The sequence below is a fragment of the Streptomyces sp. NPDC032161 genome (assembly GCF_040636995.1).
Classification (GTDB): domain Bacteria; phylum Actinomycetota; class Actinomycetes; order Streptomycetales; family Streptomycetaceae; genus Streptomyces.
Genome location: NZ_JBEZVN010000039.1, coordinates 26,860 through 45,025, shown reverse-complemented (window position 1 = coordinate 45,025; position 18,166 = coordinate 26,860). Strand labels below are relative to the sequence as shown.

Sequence of the window (18,166 nt, the reverse complement as noted above, 5' to 3'; positions counted from 1 at the left end):
AACACCCCCCAGGTCATCCACTTCGACAGGGGGCACACAGCCATACCGGACCCGGGGGCCAGGCACCCCATTGCGGGGCCACGAAAAAGGTAACGAGGGGTCGCGCACCGCGCGCGGCCCCTCCCCCCGTACCCGAACCGGTTACGGCCTGGGGAGCGATAGGGAGCGGGCTCGCGCCGCCCTGCGACTCCGCTTGCGACGTTTCGTCGGTTGTCGATGCGCCGCATCGACTCCCTCCTCCGCCTTGCGATCGAAGCCGCATGACGACGCTCCCTGATCCACTCCCTATCGCTCCCCAGGTCGTTACGGGCGCACCCCGTGCTCGTTCACCACGTCCCGGCCGTCCTGCCGGACGTCGAGCCGCGCGTCGAACTTCGCGAGCGGCTTCGCCTGCGCCGGGTCCTGCTGCACGGCGGCCGGGGCGACACCCGCCCAGCGCAGGATGGCCGCGGTGGCCTTCACCCGGTCGTTCTCGGGGAGCTGCGCCACGTTGGAACCGTGGTTGCCGCCGGGCACCGTCATCACGTAGCTGTCCCGCGCGCCCGCGCCCAGCCGGAAGCGCTCGGCGCCCCACGGGTCGTTCTCGCCGTAGACGTAGAGCATGCGGTTGGCGCGGTGCTTCACCCAGGTGTCGATGTCACGCATCGCCCACGGCTGGAACTTCATCGGGATGTCGCGCGGCACGAAGTTGCGCGGCGGCTGGTACCCGTAACGGCTGAGTCCGCCGAGCCACGGCTGCTTGATGTCGGGCGAGCCGAGCTGGGTGCCCGCCTGGTAGTAGTACGGGGTGTACCGCTCCAGGCCCTGGTCGGTGTAGGCGGAGAAGCCGGAGATCGCGTCGACCGAGTCCCAGATCGCCTGGTCGGGGGCGGACTCGGCGTCGGCCGGGAGGGTGTCGCAGTCGGCCAGCAGGCTGTACTGCCAGAACGCCCAGATGTAGTCCATGACCACGGCCTCGTAGGCCCGGTCGAGCGAGCCGACGGTGCTGAAGGTGTAGCCGTTCGCCTCGGCGTACTCCCGGAACCTCTCCTCCAGCGGTCCGCGGCGGATCAGCGCCTCGCGCTGCACCCCGTTCAGCCGGTCGCGGCACTCCTTGGTGCCCACGTTCGCGAAGAACCGGTCGTACGCCGAATCCTCCTTGTTCACCACGTCGTTGGGCGCGACGTACGCGACGACGCCGTCCATGTCCCCCGGGTGGAAGCGCTCGTAGTACGTCGCGGTCATGCCGCCCTTCGAACCGCCGGTGGTCAGCCAGTTCTTGGTGTAGATCCGCTTGAGGGCGGTGAAGATGCGGTGCTGGTCGTCGGCGGCCTGCCGGATGTCGAGCTCGGACCAGTCGGCGGGCGACGGACGCGACGGGGTGAAGAACCGGTACTCCAGCGAGACCTGGTTGCCGTCGACGATCCGGGTCGGCTCGGAACGGCTCGGGTTCGTCGAGACGTTGTAGCCGCTGGTGTAGAAGACGGTCGGGCGGGACGTGTCCTTGTGCAGCAGGGTGAGGCGCTGCTGGAACGTGCCCTTGGACGGGCGCCGGTGGTCGACCGGCTGGGTGTATTCGAGGACGAAGTAGCGGTAACCCGCGTACAGCTTCTCCTCGATGAGACTCATTCCCGGGATGGCCAGAATGCGGTCCTTGATGTCCGCGTTCGTACCGCTCTCGCCGCTGGTCACGGCCCGGGACGTGGTCGGCTGTGCGGCGGTGGCCGCCCCGGCCGTGGCCCCGGTGGCGCTCACCGTGCCGACGAGCACCGCGAGCGACAGGACACCTCTGAGCGCCTTGCGCATGCACCCTCCCCAGGATTCACAACAGTCATCGCGAACCTAGCGGGGGCAACACCCCGGCCGCCAGACCCAGTTGGAGACCGAAAGAAGGGGCCGGGGCGTCAGCAGAGGATCCAGCCCGTGGAACCGGACTTCCCCGCGACGAGGGCCGAGGCCCGGACGCACCGGTTCAGCGCGTGGACCGTCACCGGACCCGCCTGTCTGGCGTACCGGCCGCTGTCCGCGACCGGCCTGCCGCCGCGCGGCTGGATCATCACGGACATCACGCGCTTCGGACCGGGCTTCTTGGCGATCGCGACGGCGCAGGCGTAGGCGCGGCTCTTGTAGACGCGCAGCTCGCCGGTCTTGAACGGGACCGTCTTCGCCAGGCGCCCGGCACAGGACGTCGCGGCGTCGGCCCTGCCGGTGACGGTGCCGGTGAGCACCAGCGCGAGGGCGGTCACGAGCGACAGGACGAGAAGACGCACCAGCGTGCCCCCGCCCGTCCGTCCGGCCCCACCCGTCCGCCCGGCCTCACCCGTGCCCGCGTTCATCAGCGACCCACACCCCCGATCCATCCCCCTGGCCCGTCCCCTGCTCGAACACGCGCACCCTCACTCGACACCTATGCATACATGCGTACGACGCAGCAGTCCGTCCGGAGGTTGCATCCGGCGCGCTCTCCCTTACACGCAACCGAATCGCCACAGCATGGCTCCCACAGGACAGAGTCGCAGGAAAGGCAGGAACACCGCCATGCTCCGATTCCGTACTCCACAGAGCACTTCGCGGGCCCGCTCGCACCTCCGCGGTCGGCCCGCCCTCGCCCCGGCACTGATCGCCGCCGCCCTGCTCGCTCTCACCGCCGCCACGGCCATCCCGGCCATCGCGGCGGCACCGCGGGCCACGACGGGCACCCGCAGCCGCGCCCGGCACCCGGTGCCCGGCCCCCGTGGCCGCACCCGACAGCCGTACCGAGGACGAGTCCCGCTCACACCCCCGCGCGCTCGTCCTCTCCCACGTCCTCCCCCATGTCTTCCCCTATGAAGGTGCGCCACAGCCCGGCGTAGTGGCCGTCCCCGGCGAGGAGTTCGTCGTGCGTGCCGTCCTCGACGACCCGGCCGTGGTCCATCACCACGACCCGGTCGGCACGGGCGGCCGTAGTCAGCCGGTGGGCGACGACCAGGGTGGTGCGCCGGCCGGCGAGGCGGTCGGTCGCCTGGTTGACCAGGGCCTCGCTGGCCAGGTCCAGGGAGGCGGTCGCCTCGTCGAGCAGCAGGACGTCCGGGGCGACGAGTTCGGCGCGGGCGAGCGCGATCAGCTGGCGCTGCCCGGCGGACAGGTTGCGGCCCCGCTCGGCGACCTCGTGGAGGTAGCCGCCGTCCAGGGTGGCGATCATGTCGTGGGCACCGACCGCCCGCGCCGCCGCCTCCACCTCCGCGTCGCTGGCCTCCGGCCGCCCGTACGCTATGGCGTCCCGGACCGTGCCGGCGAAGAGGTACGCCTCCTGCGGCACGACCCCGAGCCGGTGCCGGTACGCGGTGAGGTCGAGGCGGCGCAGGTCGGTGCCGTCCGCCGTGACCCGGCCGCCCGTCGGGTCGTAGAACCGGGCCACGAGCTTGACCAGGGTGGACTTGCCGGCCCCGGTCTCGCCCACGAACGCGACCGTCTGACCGGCCGGGATCCGCAGATCTATGCCGGACAGCGCCTCCTCGACGCCCTCGGCGTCCCGGACGGCCCCGGCGCCCTCGGAACCACCGGCTCCGACGTGGCCGTCATCGGCGCCGTCGCCGCTCCCGTAGGCGAAGGACACGTTCTCGAAGGCGATCTCGCCGCGCAGCGACGGCACGTCCAGCGGTTCGTCCGGGGCCCCGGTCGAGGTCGGCTCCCGCAGCAGCTCCTGGATGCGGCGGAGCGAGACGCTGGCCTGCTGGTAGCCGTCGAAGACCTGGGAGAGCTGCTGCACCGGGGCGAAGAACAGATCGATGTACAGCAGGTACGCGACCAGGGCACCCGCGGTGAGGGTGCCGTTGTCGACCCGGCCCGCACCGACGATCAGCACGGCCGCGGCGGCCACCGACGACAGCAGCTGCACGAACGGGAAGTAGACCGATATCAGCCACTGCCCCCGGACCCGGGCCTCGCGGTAGTGGGCGCTGCGCTCCGCGAACCGGCGCGCGCCGTCGTGCTCGCGGCGGAACGCCTGCACGATCCGCAGCCCGGAGACGGACTCCTGGAGGTCGGCGTTGACCACGCTGATGCGTTCCCGGGCCAGTTCGTAGGCCTGGACGCTCTTGCGGCGGAAGAAGTACGTGCCGATCACCAGCACCGGCAGGGTCGTGAAGACGACGAGGGCCAGCTGCACGTCCAGCACGAGCAGGGCGACCATGATGCCGAGGAAGGTGACGACGGAGACGAAAGCCGTGACCAGACCGGTCTGGAGGAACGTGGACAGCGCGTCCACGTCGGTCGTCATCCGGGTCATGATGCGGCCGGTCAGCTCGCGCTCGTAGTAGTCCAGACCGAGCCGCTGGAGCTGCGCGAAGATCTTCAGCCGGAGCGAGTAGAGCACCCGCTCACCGGTGCGGCCGGTCATCCGGGTCTCGCCGATCTGGGCCACCCACTGCACGAGCACGACGACCAGGGCCAGCGCGGACGCCGCCCAGACCGCGCCGAGCGCGAGCCGCGTGACGCCCTGGTCGATGCCGTGCCGGATCAGCACCGGCAGCAGCAGCCCGCCGCCCGCGTCCACCGCGACCAGCAGCAGGCTCACCAGGAGCGGCAGCCCGAAGCCGCGCAGCAGCCTGCGCAGCCCGTAGGACTCCTCGGAGCGGACGGCCCGCCGCTCGTCGATGTCGGGGGTGTCGGTGGCCGGTGGCAGTGCCTCGACCTGGGCGAGCAGTTCGGGCGTGGCGGGCATGCCGGCCGCGCCGTTGTCGCGCGGTTCGTCCTTGCGGACCCACAGGCGGGGGCTGATGCCGCGTTCCGCGTCGTACTCCGCGTCGAGTTCGGCGTCGAGCTCCTCCTGGAGCGCGCGGTCGTCCTCGGCGGTGGTGTCGGCGGGGGTGGCCGGCCGGTGTCCGGGCGAGGTGCCGCCCAGCTCGTCGGGGTCGGTGAGCAGGCGCCGGTAGAGCGCGGAACGGCTCTCCAGTTCGGCGTGGGTGCCGATGTCGGCGAGCCGCCCGTTCTCCAGGACGGCGATGCGGTCGGCGAGGCCGAGGGTGGAGCGGCGGTGGGCGATCAGCAGGGTGGTGCGCCCGGCCATCACCTGCCGCAGGGCCTCGTGGATCTCGTGCTCGACCCGGGCGTCGACGGCGGAGGTGGCGTCGTCGAGGAGGAGCAGCCGGGGGTCGGTGAGGATGGCGCGGGCGAGCGCGACGCGCTGGCGCTGGCCGCCGGAGAGGGTGAGTCCGTGCTCGCCGACCTTGGTGTCGTAGCCCTCGGGCAGCTCCGCGATGAACCGGTCGGCCTGGGCGGCGCGGGCCGCCTCCTCGATCTGCTCCTGGGTGGCGCCGGGGAGCCCGTAGGCGATGTTGGCACGGACGGTGTCGGAGAACAGGAAGCTGTCCTCCGGTACGAGGCCGATGGCGGCGCGCAGGGACTCCTGGGTCAGCTCGCGCACGTCGTGGCCGCCGACCAGGACGGCGCCGTGCGTCACGTCGTAGAAGCGGGGCAGCAGCAGTGAGACGGTGGACTTGCCGCTGCCGGACGCGCCGACGACGGCGACGGTCTCGCCGGGCTCGATGGTCAGCGAGAACCCGTCGAGGACGGGGCGGCCGTCGGCGTAGCCGAACCGTACGTCGTCGAACTCGACGCTCGCCGGGGCGTCGGCGGGCAGCTCCTTGGTGCCGTCCTTCATGGTCGGCTCGGTGTCGATCAGTTCCAGGACGCGTTCGACACCGGCGCGGGCCTGCTGGCCGACGGTGAGGACCATGGCGAGCATCCGGACCGGGCCGACGAGCTGGGCGAGGTAGGTGGAGAACGCGACGAACGTGCCGAGGGTGATCTCGCCCCGGGTGGCGAGCCAGCCGCCCAGGGCCAGCATCGCGACCTGGCCGAGCGCGGGCACGGCCTGGAGGGCGGGGGTGTAGCGGGAGTTCATCCGGATCGCCCGCAGTCGCCCGGCGAACAGCTTCCGCCCGACCTCGCGCAGCTTGCCGGTCTCCTGCTCCTCCTGTCCGAACCCCTTGACGACCCGGACCCCGGAGACGGCCCCGTCGACGACCCCCGCGACGGCCGCGGCCTGCCCCTGGGCGTACCAGGTGGCGGGGAAGAGCCGGGCGCGGGAGTGGCGGGCTATGTACCAGAGGGCGGGGGCGACGGCGAGCGCGACCAGGGTCAGCAGCGGCGAGAGCCACGCCATGATCACCAGGGAGATGATGAACAGGAGCACGTTCCCGATGGTCATCGGGAGCATGAACAGCAGCCCCTGGATCAGCTGGAGGTCGCTGGTCGCACGCCCCACGACCTGCCCGGTGGACAGCTCGTCCTGCCGCTTCCCGTCGAGCCGGGTGAGCGTCCCGTACATCTCGGTGCGCAGGTCGTGCTGGACGTCCAGGGCGAGGCGTCCGCCGTAGTAGCGCCGGATGTACGTGGCCACGTACACCAGGACGGCCGCGACCAGCAGGAGCCCGGTCCAGACGGCGAGCGACCCGGTGTGGTCGCCGACCACGTCGTCGATGATCACCTTGGTGATCAGCGGGACGACGGCCATCACCGCCATGCCGGCGAGCGACGACCCGAGCGCGAGCAGTACGTTGCGCCGGTAGCGCCACGCGTAGCCGCTCAGCCGTCGCACCCAGCCCGGGGCCCGCGCCGCGCCCGTCGCGCCGCCTCCCGAGCGCTTCGCGCCCTCCGCGTGCCCTGCGTCCGTCACCGGTGCCCTCCCGATCGACCTGCTCTACCGGAAGGCACCAACGCCGTGGGCAGCGGATTTCATCCCGTCGTAACAAACTCGGGGGCGGTTCGGGACCTTGGTCGCAGGTCGGCTCGGACTCTGGTCGGAGGCGGTTCGGCTCTCGGGCCGGGGCGGTCCGGCTCCACGGCGCAGGGCGGCCCGCCCCGCAGGTCCGCGACCGGCTCCGACAACCCGGCGGGCCGTGCGGATCCCGTACTGGCTCGCCCCCGAACGCCGCATCGTGCCGCTGACCGTCTTCCGCAAGACACGGCAGCGCGAGAATGCCGAGGTCGAGCGCGCTCGGCGGGCGAAGGCCGTCTGCGAAGGGGAGCACGAGCCGGCGCATGACGTGTTCAGCCGCGACATCCAGCGACATCTGGTGCCGCTCCCGGCAACGTTTGCCCGTCGCGCCGCCCGGCACGCACGCTCGCAGCGTTGGCCAAGAGCCCACGTAGCCCCGATACGAGGGCTTCCGGGCAAACCTTGCTGGTCACGGCACTAGGCAGGAAGGAAGAGCGACGTGGTCAGTCACGCGGATTGGAGGCTCGCCCGGGACCGGAAGGTCGCGGAGAGCATCTCGGAGGGAAAGGACGGCGCCGAGAGCGCCGAACGTGCGAGGCGGCGCCAGGAGCTCGACCTGGCCTGGGACCTCGGCCAGGCCGTCTACGACCGCCGCACCGAGCTCGGTATCGCGCAGACCGAGCTGGCGCGGCGCGCCAGAATGACGCAGCCGCAGGTCTCCGAACTGGAACTCGGCGGCGCCATGCCCACGGTGCCGCTGCTGGTCCGCCTGGCACGGGCCATGGACTCCACGTTCAGCATGCAGTTCGACGGCGAGACCCTGCGGGTGGCGTTCACCGCCCACGCAGGTACGGAGCCGGACGCGGAGGCGGAGGTGGAGGCCGACGCCCGGGCGGTCGGTGGCTGACCACCCGGGCGGATCGATCGACGGGCCGGTCGGCGGATCGGCTACGAACGCGGCGTCGCGGTGAGCATCCGGACCGCCGGGGCCTCCGGCACCGCGGGAACCGCTTCCTGCGGGGCGGCGGGCGGGGCGATGGTGGTGGTCTGCTTCGCGGCGACGGCCGGGTTCAGGTCCTTGTGGACGGCGCGGGCGACGGCCTGAATGGTGTTGATGCCGTCGTTCATCGTCTTGTTGTCGTGGGTGAGCACGGTGATCGCGTAGTCGTGCCCCTTGCCGGTGAAGGCTCCGACGCTGTGCACCCGCCAGCCGTGGGTGGCGCGCGGCAGCCAGCCGTTCTTGACCTGGACGGTCACCCCGGACGGGGCACCGGCGGGCGTGCCCCAGCGCTGCGAGGAGACGACCTTTCGCATCAGCCCCAGCTCGTACGTCCGGGAGTTGTCGCTCAGCACGGAGTTCTTGGCGGTCAGCAGGGTCAGCAGCCGCAGCTCGTCCTGGGCGGTGATCTGGGTGAGACCCCAGTACCCGCCCGAGCCCGGCACGGTGTGCGTCATCCCGGCCGCCTTGAGGAACGCCTTGATCCTGGTCACCCCGAGCTGCTTCCACAGGGCGGTGGTCGCGTCGTTGTCGGACTTGGTGATCATGGCGGTGGCGAGCTTGGTCTCGCGGTCGGTGAGGTAGCGGTTGTGCTTCTTGTTGTCCCACAGGAGCGTCGCCAGCACGGTCGCCTTCACGACGCTGGCCGAGTCGTACTTCGTCGTCGCCCGCAGGGTGCAGTTCGTCTTGGTGGTCCGGTCGTAGAGCGCCACCGCCGTCGTCGACTTGCGCGCCTTGAGCGCGGCGGTGATGTCCTTCGACAACTTGGCGGCCAGCCCCGCCTTGCCGGACGTGCAGGCCACCGTGGGCGTGGCCGCGGCGGCGGGCGACGCGGCGCCGAGCGCCACGGGCGCGAGCACGCCCGCGGCGAGCGCGACGGCGAGCGCCCGATGCGGTATTCGGGTCGTACCGGGCTGATTCATGTGGCGTTCCCCCCTGAGCTGTTGAGTCCGGCGCGCCCCCGCGCGCCTGTCACTGATGACTGTCGGCGGGCGGAAAAGTTGTACACGGCGCGCCCCTGTTGCCCGCGCGGCGGGCCGGGGTAGGAATGTGCTTCCGCCGACGGAACGGGGAGAGAGCATGTCGGACGACCGGCCCACCGACGCCCACCTGTGCGGGCGGTTGTACGCCGCCCTGGAGATGCTCCAGCGACTGGGCGACATCGACTTCCGTGCGCTGGGCCGCGAGAACACCAGGCTCAGGGCCTCGAAGAGGCCCCGCACGGAGATGACCACGCCGCTGCACACGGTCGGCAAGTCGCTGCACTGGGCCCGGATGCGGGGCAACGGAGCCGCGGCCGGCGCCGTCTTCCGGACGATCCCGGACCTGATGCCCTCCACCAAGGATCTGCCGGGCTCCCTGAACCCGGACCAGCAGCAGGAGTTCCTCCGCGGCCGGGAGGCGGGGCTCGAAGCCATCCAGAAGATCACGGGCGCCGCCGGGGCAGCCGTCGCGCCGTGAGCGGACGCCGAGCCGCACCCCCTTCGGAAACCGGGCCGCACCGGGCCACCGAGCCATCCGCTCCCCGAGCCGCACCGCCCCTTCGGAAACCGAGCCACGGCTGCCCTCCCGGCCGCCCTCCCCTCACAGGTGCGTCGGCTCGAACATCCTCAGCCGAGCAGGCAGCACGATCACCGAAGGGCCCGGCTCCGCGAGGGACTTCGCCAGGTCGACGGCCAGCTTCTCGGGGTTCGTACGGATCGCCGGGACGCCGAAGGACTCGGCGAGGGCGACGAAGTCCGGGCGGGAGAGTTCGGTCGCCGCGGCCTCGCCGAAGGCGTCCGTCATGTACTCGCGCAGGATGCCGTAGCCGCCGCCGTCGACGATCAGCCAGGTGACCGGGAGGTCGTGCTGGCGGGCCGTGGCCAGTTCCGCGATCGAGTACATCGCACCGCCGTCGCCGGACACCGCCAGGACCGGCTTGGTGGGGTCGGCGACCGCCGCGCCGAGGGCGGCCGGGAATCCGTAGCCGAGACCGCCCGCGCCCTGCGCCGAGTGCATCGTGTTCGGGTGGCGGGCGTCGAACGCCGACCACGCCCAGTAGGCGAGGATCGTCATGTCCCAGAAACTGGGGGACGTGTCGGGAAGTGCCTGCCGGACGGCGTCCAGGAGCCGCTGTTCCAGGGCGAGTTCCTGTCCGGCGAGCCGGTCCCGTACCGCTTCGAGCACCGCGCGGACGCGGTCCGCGGCCGACGGGTCCTCGCGGCGGCCGACCGACCCCAGCAGGTCGGACAGGGCCTCGCGGGCATCCGCGTGGATACCGAGAGCGGGATGGTTGGCCTCCAGCTTCCCGGCGTCGGCCTCGGTCTGGATCACCGGCCGCGCGGGCTGAACGTGTGGTAGTTCGAGGAGAGTTCACCGAGTCCGGAGCCGACGACCAGCAGCACGTCGGCGGATTCCAGGAAGTCGGTCGTGTGCCGGTCCTCCAGCCAGGACTGGAGGGAGAGCGGGTGCTCCCAGGGGAAGGCGCCCTTGCCGCCGAAGTGGTGACGCGTCGGCGGCGAAGCCCGCGTTGTTCTCGACGCGCAGCCCGACGTACGTCAGGGACGAGCGGCGCAGCGCGTCGAACATGCCCAGCGCGTGCTTCCGGGCAGACCGAAGACGGTGGTGGCACCGAGACCCTGAAGGGTCTCGACGACGAGGTCGCCCCCGTTGCGCCCGGGCGGAGGGGCGAGGGCGGCCGCGATCCGCCCGGGCCGAGCCGCGGCCGCCCGCCGTGGTGGTCGTGGCTCACTTCACGCGGGCTTGCGCGATCTGGCGGGACATGACCGTGGTCAGTTCGTACGCCGTGTGCGAGGCGGCGACGGACGTGATCTCGGCGTGGTCGTACGCGGGGGCGACTTCGACCAGGTCGGCGGAGACCAGGTTGCAGGAGGCCAGTCCCCGGACGATTTCGAGGAGTTCGCGCGAGGTGAGGCCACCGGCCTCGGGGGTGCCGGTGCCGGGGGCGTGCGCCGGGTCCAGTACGTCGATGTCGATGGAGATGTACAGCGGCCGGTCGCCGATGCGCTGACGGAGCTGGTCGGTGACCTCGTCGACGCCCCGCCGCATCACATCGGCGGAGGTCACGATGCCGAAGCCCATCTTCGCGTCGTCGTCCAGGTCCTGCTTGCCGTAGAGCGGGCCGCGCGTGCCGACGTGGGACAGCGCGGAGGTGTCGAGGATGCCCTCCTCGACAGCGCGGCGGAACGGGGTGCCGTGGGTGTACTCGGCGCCGAAGTAGGTGTCCCACGTGTCGAGGTGGGCATCGAAGTGCAGCAGCGCGACCGGGCCGTGCTTCTTCGCGACGGAGCGCAGCAGCGGCAGCGCGATGGTGTGGTCGCCGCCGAGCGTCATCAGCCGGGCGCCGGTGGAGAGGAGGTCGTCGGCGGCGGACTCGATCGTCTCGACGGCCTCGTCGATGTCGAACGGGTTCACGGCGATGTCACCGGCGTCGGCGACCTGCGCGAGCGCGAACGGCGAGGCGTCCTGCGCCGGGTTGTAAGGGCGCAGGAGGCGCGACGCCTCACGGATCGCGTTGCCGCCGAAGCGGGCGCCCGGGCGGTAGGAGACCCCTGTGTCGAAGGGCACGCCGACGACGGCGATATCGGCGGTGCGGACCTCGTCGAGGCGGGGCAGCCGGGCGAACGTCGCGGGGCCGGCGTACCGGGGGACGCGGGAGGAGTCGACGGGACCGCGCGGCGTTTCGTTGCTGCTCATGGCGGGGGCCTCTCTGTGGCTCGTGTCTCGTATCTCGGGTCTCGTGCTCGCACTCACTGCCCGGTGGCGGGGCGGGTGGCGGCACACGGCGTACGTGGTGGCGCGCCCCGCATGCGTCACGTCGTACGCCCTGTCCGCCGAGGGCGGGCATACGCGCTGGTGCCGCCTTCCGGGCAGACATCGCCGTTCGCACCACCGGTACGGGGTCGTGCGTGCAGTACGCAGGCGTGCGTGCGAACGACGGTAGGTGGCCCGCGCGCGGCGGTGAAGTGTACGTTTTATCCATCATCACCGGACTCGATGGATGGTTCGTCCATGTCGCAGGCGATGCCGCAGGCCCCGGCCGGGGTCACTGCGCCGCCCACTCCCCCGATTCCGCTCACGGAGCTGCTGGCCCGTACGGAACTCGGGCTGCGCCGGATCGCGGGGCCGGCCGAGGCGGAGCTGTTGTGGGTGCACACCTCGGAGATGGCCGATCCGTACCCGTATCTGCTCGGCGGTGAGCTGCTGCTGAGCGCCGGGGTGCTGCTCAAGGACCCGGACGCGTACGTGTCCCGGCTGGTGGAGGCGGGAGCGGCGGCGCTGGGATTCGGGGTGACGCCGGTGTTCGACACGGTTCCGGAGGCGCTGATCGAGGCGTGCGACCGGCACGGGCTGCCGCTGGTGGAGGTGCCGCCCCGGACCCGGTTCACGGCGATCGCGCGGGCGGTGTGGCGGCTGATGGCCGAGGCCCGGCACCGTGAACTGCGCCGGGTGACCCGTGCCCAGCAGGCGCTGGCCTCGGCGGCGGCGCGCCCGGACCCGGTTCCGGCGGTACTGCATCAGCTGGCGGCGCAGTTGGAGGGGCGGGCGGTGCTGCTCTCCGCGGACGGCGAGGAGCTGCACGCGGCGGGCCGTCCCCCGGCCCCCGACGTCGGCGAGGGCCTGGCCCGGCTCGCGCGGGTGGTGTCCACCGCCCCGCGCCCCGCGCCCGCGCCCGCGTCCGCCACCGACACCGTGCGCGGGGCGCACTTGTCCGCGTACGCGCTGGGCGGAGGGCAGGGCCTGGTCCTGGCGCTGGCGACGGAGCGGCGCGCGGCGGGCGATCACACCGTGGCCGGGGTCGCGGTCGTGCTGTTGTCATTGCTGGCCGCCCCGCACCAGGGCGCCGACGCGGCGGGCCGGTCGGCCGCCCTGGTGCGGCTGCTGCTGGGCGCGGCCCCGGAGGACGTGGCACCGCTTCTCGGCGGCACCGAGGAGTGGACGGTGGTGCACGCCCGTCGCGCCGACGACGGTCCCGTCGACCCGCTCACGGCGGGAGCGCTGGGCGCCGCGCTCGGCTCGGCCCTGGTCGACGCGGGCCGGGGCCGTGACGCCGTGCGGGTGCTGGTCCCCGGCGACGAGCGGATCGCCCCGCAGCCGGGCTGGACGCTCGGCGCCTCCGCCCCCGCCTTGATCACCGCTCTCGAAACCGCCGACGGCCAGGCGTCCCGCGCCCTGGGCCGTGCGGCGGCGACCCGCGCCCCGCTGGCCCGTCACCGCGCCGACACCGGTTCCGGCCTGGCCGCACTGGTCCCGCCGGACCGGGCCGAGGCGCACGCCCGCGCGCTCCTCGCCCCGCTCGCCGAACCACTGGCCGAGACCCTGCGCTGCTGGCTGAGCCTGCACGGCAGCTGGGACCGCACCGCGACGGCCCTCCGGGTCCACCGCAACACGGTCCGCCAGCGCATCGCCCGTTGCGCGGCGCTGCTGGACGCGGACCTGGACGACATGGACGTGCGGACGGAGCTGTGGTTCGCCCTGCGGACGCGCTGAGCGGCCGCGCACGGGAACCCGTACGAGCTCGGACCCGCGCACGCCGTACGCGAGCGGGCCCCGTGGCCCCCGTACACGAACCGCCCGTTCCGTCACCGCAGGCCGAGGCAGGGCAACCAGTCGCGCGGGGCGCCGTGGACGACGGTGAGCAGGGCGCTCAGGGCTCCCGGGGCACCGACGAGCAAGGAGGTCCGTGATGCGCCGGAGGTCCGGGGTTCACCGGAGGCCGAGGCGGACACGGGGGCGGGAGCGACCACGGAGGCCGGGGGCGCGGCAAGGACGGCGGGAAGCCGTCGCACCAGGTACTCCGCCATCCGGGAGCCCAGCGCGGCGGCGGCCGGGAGGCGGGCGTGCCGGTGGAACGCGTCGGCCACCATGAGCACGCCCGCCGCGCCGTGGCACAGCCAGAGCCGGTCGGCCAGGGGGGCGCCGACGAGATGGACGTCCTCGTCGTACTGTTCCGCGAGGGTGGTGAACGCGTCCGCCGCCCAGTCGGCCAGACTCCGGTCGCCCAGGGCGTCCGCCGCGTCCCAGAGGGCCCAGGTGACACCGGGGTTGCCGCAGCACCACGCCTGCCGGGCCCGGACACCCGCGGGCGGCGGGCCGTCGAGTCCGGCGCCGTCCCAGCTCCGGACGGACCGGGCGTCGTCGAACGACTGCCGCACCAGCCAGCGAGTGGCACCGCGCAGGGCGTCCAGCAGCTCCGGCCACGGGCCCACGTGGCGGACGGCGGCGGCGAGCGCGGTGACGAGCCCGGCGACACCGTGGCCCATCCCCGTGTTGACCCGGCCCTGCAACCAGCCCAGGCGCGGATGGCCGGAGTACTGCCCGACACGCAGCCGGTACAGGTCGCCGCTGTCGCACAGCTCCGTCAAGTGCGCGGTGAACGGCATGAGTTGGCTGCGTTTCGGCTGCGGCGTGCCGACGCACAGCGCCAGCAGGGTGCCGGACGGTCCGCCGACGAGGTCGTAGTCGGGCAGCCCGACGTCCACGGTCCGCCATGGGCGTCTCCATGCCTCGTCCAGCAGGTGGTCGCGGAGTCTGTCGGCGGCCCGATGCAGGGACGGGTGGATGCGGGCGCCGAGCCTCAGCCCGACCAGCGTCCCGGCCAGCCCGCCGTCGTACAGGCCGCAATGCCCGGGCCCGTGACCGATGGACCGTGCCCACGCCTCCACCGCGCGCTCGGCACTCGCCCCCGCCGCACAGCCGGCGCCCGGCCCGGCGCCCGGCCCCGCCGGACCGCACGTCCCCGCCACGAGGCGGGCCAGTACGGGAATGCCGGGATCGGGGGTCGCGCGCCCGGCCCCGGAGAAGTCGTCGAGAAGTCGGACGGCGATGTCGAGTACGACGCCGTCGAGCGGGGCGGTGTCGGATACGGCGGTACCGGACGCCGCACGGTGCGGCTGGGCCTGTCCTGGGTGCATCGGAACTCCTCGTCGAGGAGCCACCCGGAACGGGTCGGGTCCGGTGACTCCGTTCAACTCAACAGTGGACAGCTGATGTCCGGATGCTGATGTCCGGATGCGGAGCCGTCGGCGCAGGACTCCGTGTCTCGTGGATCGGTCACGGCAGGGCGACGTTGTCGTCCAGCCAGTTTCCCGCTTCGGTACCGACTGAAAGAGATATTGCAATTATTCGTATTTTGGACGGTTGTGCGCGAGGCGCAGCTCACGAGCAGCACGCAGCCGCTCACACCGTCGCACGAGCCGGGCCCTGGCCCTGATCACCGGGAGCCGCGAGGACGACCGCCCGAACGGACCGGCCCGCCCGTGGTTCGGCCCCGGCCCGAGGTGCCGCGTGCCCGCGTCCGTCGATGCCCGTCCGCACCTGTCCCCGCCCACGTTTCACGCCGGTGCGCGACGGAGCGTCACCGTCGCCCAGCGCGCTTCGAGCGCCCTGCATCCGCGCCTGTCTGCGCAGATCACGACCGTGCCACGCTGCCGGTGATCAGGAACGGAGCCCTGATCACCGGCAGGGGAAGCCCTGGTAACTGTCAGCAGGAAGGCATCCACGATGAAACGCTTCACCGCGCTCGCCGTCACCTCCATCGCCATGGCCCTCGGCCTCGCCACCGGACCCGCCGCCGCCTCGCCCGGCGAGGCCGCCTCCGCCGGGGCCCCGAGGACGGCCGCCGCGTACAACTGCACCTCCGGGTACTTCTGCATCTACAGCGACTGGAACGGAGGCGGCACGCGCTGTCAGTGGTCGGACAAGAAGCGTGCGAACACCGCCGACAACTGCTCCTTCATCCAGCGCGGCCAGAACGTCCGCTCCGTGTGGAACTCGACGGACCATCGCGTGCAGTACTACACGAACACCAACTACCACAATCGCGTCGGCTCCACCCCTTCCGGCCGGGGCGGCAACCTCCAGGGCAACTACCAGATCCGCTCCTTCCAGCCGCAGTGACCGGAGAAACGGGGGCGCTCGCATGAGGCGCACCTGAGGCGCACCGCTGAGGTGCGCCGTTCGCCCTCCTCCCCGGTCACCGGCCGGGGAGTGCCCGAGGGGTGGGGAGAACAGCACTGCTCGTCGGCATCGGACCCGGCGGACTTCAAGGAGTCCGCCGGGTCCGATGCCGACGAGCAGCTGTGAGAGATCGACGGCTCGGACCGCTCGCCGTGCGACGGACACGTACGACGCGGTCCGCTCGGTCCTCGGGGCCGCCCCGGCTCACGGATCCGGGCGCCGACCACCGGTCCCGGACGGGCAGCCCTGGACAGCGGCAGTGACCGCCGGGTAACTTCTGACATTGTCTGAGCAAGCGCTTAGCCAGTCCGGCAGGAGCCCGGCTCACAGCGGACCGAAGCCAACCGGGGCCGGCCGAACCCGCCCGCAGCTGATCAAGGAGGCACCCGTGCGCCGTACGGTATTCGACGAGGACCACGAGGCGTTCCGGGAGACCATACGCGCCTTCATCGAGGCCGAGGTCGTCCCCCACTACGACGAGTGGTTCCAGCAGGGCATCGTGCCGCGCGAGCTCTACGGCAAGCTCGCCGAGCTGGGCCTGTTCGGCATCAACGTGCCGGAGGAGTTCGGCGGCGCCGGTCTGGAGACGCACAAGTTCGAGGCCATCCAGTACGAGGAGACCGCCCGCGCGGGCGTCAACTTCGGCGGTTCCGGTGTGCACGTGCTGCTCGCCCTGCCGTACATCAAGATGCTGGCCACCGAGGACCAGAAGAAGCGCTACCTGCCGAAGTTCGTCTCCGGTGAGGAGATGTGGGCCCTCGCGATGACCGAGCCGGGCACCGGCTCCGACCTCGCGGGCATGAAGACCACCGCCAAGCTCTCGGACGACGGCACGCACTACGTGCTCAACGGGTCCAAGACGTTCATCACGGGCGGTGTCCACGCCGACCGCGTGATCGTCTGCGCCCGGACCTCCGCGCCGACCGCCGAGGACCGCCGCTTCGGCATCTCCCTGTTCGCCGTCGACGCCAAGTCCGAGGGCTACTCCATCGGCCGCAAGCTCGACAAGCTCGGCCTGCGCACGTCCGACACCGCCGAGCTGGCGTTCGTCGACGTGAAGGTGCCCACCGAGGACCTCCTCGGCGAGGAGAACAAGGGCTTCTACTACCTCGGCCAGAACCTGCCGTCCGAGCGCTGGGGCATCGCCTACGGCGCGTACGCTCAGGCCAAGGCCGCCGTCGCGTTCGCCAAGCAGTACGTGCAGGAGCGCACGGTCTTCGGCAAGACGGTCGCGTCCTTCCAGAACACCAAGTTCGAACTGGCCGCCTGCCAGGCCGAGGTGGACGCCGCCGAGGCCGTCGCCGACCGCGCGCTGGAGGCCCTGGACGCCGGTGAGCTGACCGCCGCCGAGGCCGCGTCCGCCAAGCTGTTCTGCACCGAGGTCGCGCACCGCGTCATCGACCGCTGCCTGCAGCTCCACGGCGGCTACGGCTACATGAACGAGTACCCGATCGCCCGCCTCTACACGGACAACCGGGTCAACCGCATCTATGGCGGCACCAACGAGGTCATGAAGTCGATCATCGCCAAGTCCATGGGCCTGTAGGACGGGCGCGTTCCATCCATGAGCACAGCACTCGACGCCCTGCTCGATCTGCTCGACCTGGAGCAGATCGAGCGGGACATCTTCCGGGGCACGAGCCGCTCCGCGGTCATCCCCCGGGTCTTCGGCGGCCAGGTCGCGGCCCAGGCCCTGGTGGCCGCGGGCCGTACCGTCCCCGGCGACGGAACGAGCGGTTCCGACCCGTCCTCCGGTCAGGGGCTCGCCGTCCCGGCCGCCCATTCCCTGCACGCGTACTTCCTGCGGCCGGGCGATCCGGGCGCGCCGATCGTCTACGACGTCGACCGCATCCGGGACGGGCGTTCCTTCACCACCCGCCGCGTTGTCGCCGTCCAGCACGGGCAGCCGATCTTCCACCTCTCGGCATCGTTCCAGAGATACGAGGAGGGGCTGGAGCACCAGGCTCCGATGCTGCCCGCCCCGGATCCGGAGACGCTGCCGACGGCCGAGGAGATGCTGCCCCGGTACGCGGACCGTTTCAGCGATCCGGGGGTGGTGGACCGGCTGATCGAGGCGCGTGCCGCGGTCGATCTCCGGTACGTGGACGAGCCGCCGTTCGCCACGGTCGGGCAGCCCCGCGAGCCCCGCTCGCAGGTGTGGTTCCGCACCAACGGCAAGCTCGACGACGACCCGCTGCTGCACGTCTGCATGGCGACGTACGTCTCCGACATGACGCTGCTGGACTCGGTACTGCTCGCGCACGGGCGCGGGGGCTGGGCGGTCGGTGACGTGGTCGGGGCGAGCCTGGACCACGCCATGTGGTTCCACCGGCCGTTCCGGGCCGACGAGTGGCTGCTGTACGACCAGGAGTCGCCGTCCGCGTCCGGCGGGCGCGGCCTCGGCCAGGCCCGCATCTACACGCGGGACGGCCGGCTGGCGATCACGGTGATCCAGGAGGGCGTGGTCCGCGTACCCCGGACCTGACCGGCCCGTCCGGCGGGTCCGGGTGTCCGGTCCGGTTGCCCGG

At 72.2% G+C, this 18,166-nt stretch carries 12 protein-coding genes and 2 pseudogenes; 7 read left to right on the top strand and 7 right to left on the bottom strand.

Annotation, left to right across the window (positions count from 1 at the left end; genetic code table 11):
• Positions 1–303: 303 nt before the first annotated feature.
• The 3 genes from AB0E67_RS32105 to AB0E67_RS32095 form a co-directional block, all read right to left on the bottom strand.
• Positions 304–1,785, bottom strand: coding sequence for a S28 family serine protease (locus tag AB0E67_RS32105; RefSeq protein WP_362033421.1), 1,482 nt, complete (start codon positions 1,783–1,785; stop codon positions 304–306).
• A gap of 98 nt (positions 1,786–1,883) precedes the next feature.
• Positions 1,884–2,315, bottom strand: coding sequence for a hypothetical protein (locus AB0E67_RS32100; RefSeq protein ID WP_362033418.1), 432 nt, complete (start codon positions 2,313–2,315; stop codon positions 1,884–1,886).
• A gap of 437 nt (positions 2,316–2,752) precedes the next feature.
• Entirely contained in the window at positions 2,753–6,559 is a 3,807-nt protein-coding gene (locus tag AB0E67_RS32095) for an ABC transporter ATP-binding protein (protein WP_362033433.1), read from the bottom strand.
• A gap of 298 nt (positions 6,560–6,857) precedes the next feature.
• Here AB0E67_RS32095 and AB0E67_RS32090 point away from each other — a divergent pair.
• Positions 6,858–7,019 (top strand): annotated as a pseudogene (locus AB0E67_RS32090) (type II toxin-antitoxin system RelE/ParE family toxin); the annotation flags it as partial.
• 159 nt (positions 7,020–7,178) lie between these two features.
• The gene (locus AB0E67_RS32085) at positions 7,179–7,586 is read left to right on the top strand and encodes a helix-turn-helix domain-containing protein (protein ID WP_362033415.1); all 408 of its coding nucleotides are present in this window, start codon (positions 7,179–7,181) and stop codon (positions 7,584–7,586) included.
• Between the two features lie 41 nt (positions 7,587–7,627).
• On the opposite strand, the gene AB0E67_RS32080 is transcribed toward AB0E67_RS32085, so the two are convergent.
• Positions 7,628–8,599 carry a serine hydrolase gene (locus tag AB0E67_RS32080; RefSeq protein ID WP_362033412.1) on the bottom strand — a complete coding sequence of 324 codons (972 nt, stop codon included), beginning with the start codon at positions 8,597–8,599 and terminating at the stop codon, positions 7,628–7,630.
• Between the two features lie 157 nt (positions 8,600–8,756).
• On the opposite strand from AB0E67_RS32080, the gene AB0E67_RS32075 reads away from it, so the two are divergent.
• Positions 8,757–9,137, top strand: coding sequence for a hypothetical protein (locus AB0E67_RS32075; RefSeq protein WP_362033409.1), 381 nt, complete (start codon positions 8,757–8,759; stop codon positions 9,135–9,137).
• Positions 9,138–9,260: 123 nt separating this feature from the next.
• Here the strand turns inward: AB0E67_RS32075 and AB0E67_RS32070 are convergent.
• Positions 9,261–10,363 (bottom strand): annotated as a pseudogene (locus AB0E67_RS32070) (thiamine pyrophosphate-dependent enzyme).
• 43 nt (positions 10,364–10,406) lie between these two features.
• Positions 10,407–11,375, bottom strand: a complete 969-nt coding sequence (speB, locus tag AB0E67_RS32065; protein ID WP_362033406.1) for an agmatinase — start codon at positions 11,373–11,375, stop codon at positions 10,407–10,409.
• Between the two features lie 327 nt (positions 11,376–11,702).
• Between speB and AB0E67_RS32060 the strand changes: the two genes are divergently transcribed.
• The gene (locus tag AB0E67_RS32060) at positions 11,703–13,169 is read left to right on the top strand and encodes a PucR family transcriptional regulator (protein WP_362033430.1); all 1,467 of its coding nucleotides are present in this window, start codon (positions 11,703–11,705) and stop codon (positions 13,167–13,169) included.
• Between the two features lie 92 nt (positions 13,170–13,261).
• Here AB0E67_RS32060 and AB0E67_RS32055 read toward each other — a convergent pair whose 3' ends face one another.
• Positions 13,262–14,593, bottom strand: a complete 1,332-nt coding sequence (locus tag AB0E67_RS32055; protein WP_362033404.1) for a lanthionine synthetase LanC family protein — start codon at positions 14,591–14,593, stop codon at positions 13,262–13,264.
• A gap of 589 nt (positions 14,594–15,182) precedes the next feature.
• On the opposite strand from AB0E67_RS32055, the gene AB0E67_RS32050 reads away from it, so the two are divergent.
• The 3 genes from AB0E67_RS32050 to AB0E67_RS32040 all read left to right on the top strand — a co-directional run bounded on the left by AB0E67_RS32050 (position 15,183) and on the right by AB0E67_RS32040 (position 18,123).
• Complete coding sequence (locus tag AB0E67_RS32050) at positions 15,183–15,578, top strand: peptidase inhibitor family I36 protein (protein ID WP_362033402.1); 396 nt, start codon at positions 15,183–15,185, stop codon at positions 15,576–15,578.
• A 448-nt stretch (positions 15,579–16,026) separates the two neighbouring features.
• Positions 16,027–17,184 carry an acyl-CoA dehydrogenase family protein gene (locus AB0E67_RS32045; protein WP_362033399.1) on the top strand — a complete coding sequence of 386 codons (1,158 nt, stop codon included), beginning with the start codon at positions 16,027–16,029 and terminating at the stop codon, positions 17,182–17,184.
• Positions 17,185–17,202: 18 nt separating this feature from the next.
• Entirely contained in the window at positions 17,203–18,123 is a 921-nt protein-coding gene (locus AB0E67_RS32040) for an acyl-CoA thioesterase II (RefSeq protein ID WP_362033396.1), read from the top strand.
• Positions 18,124–18,166: the final 43 nt, after the last annotated feature.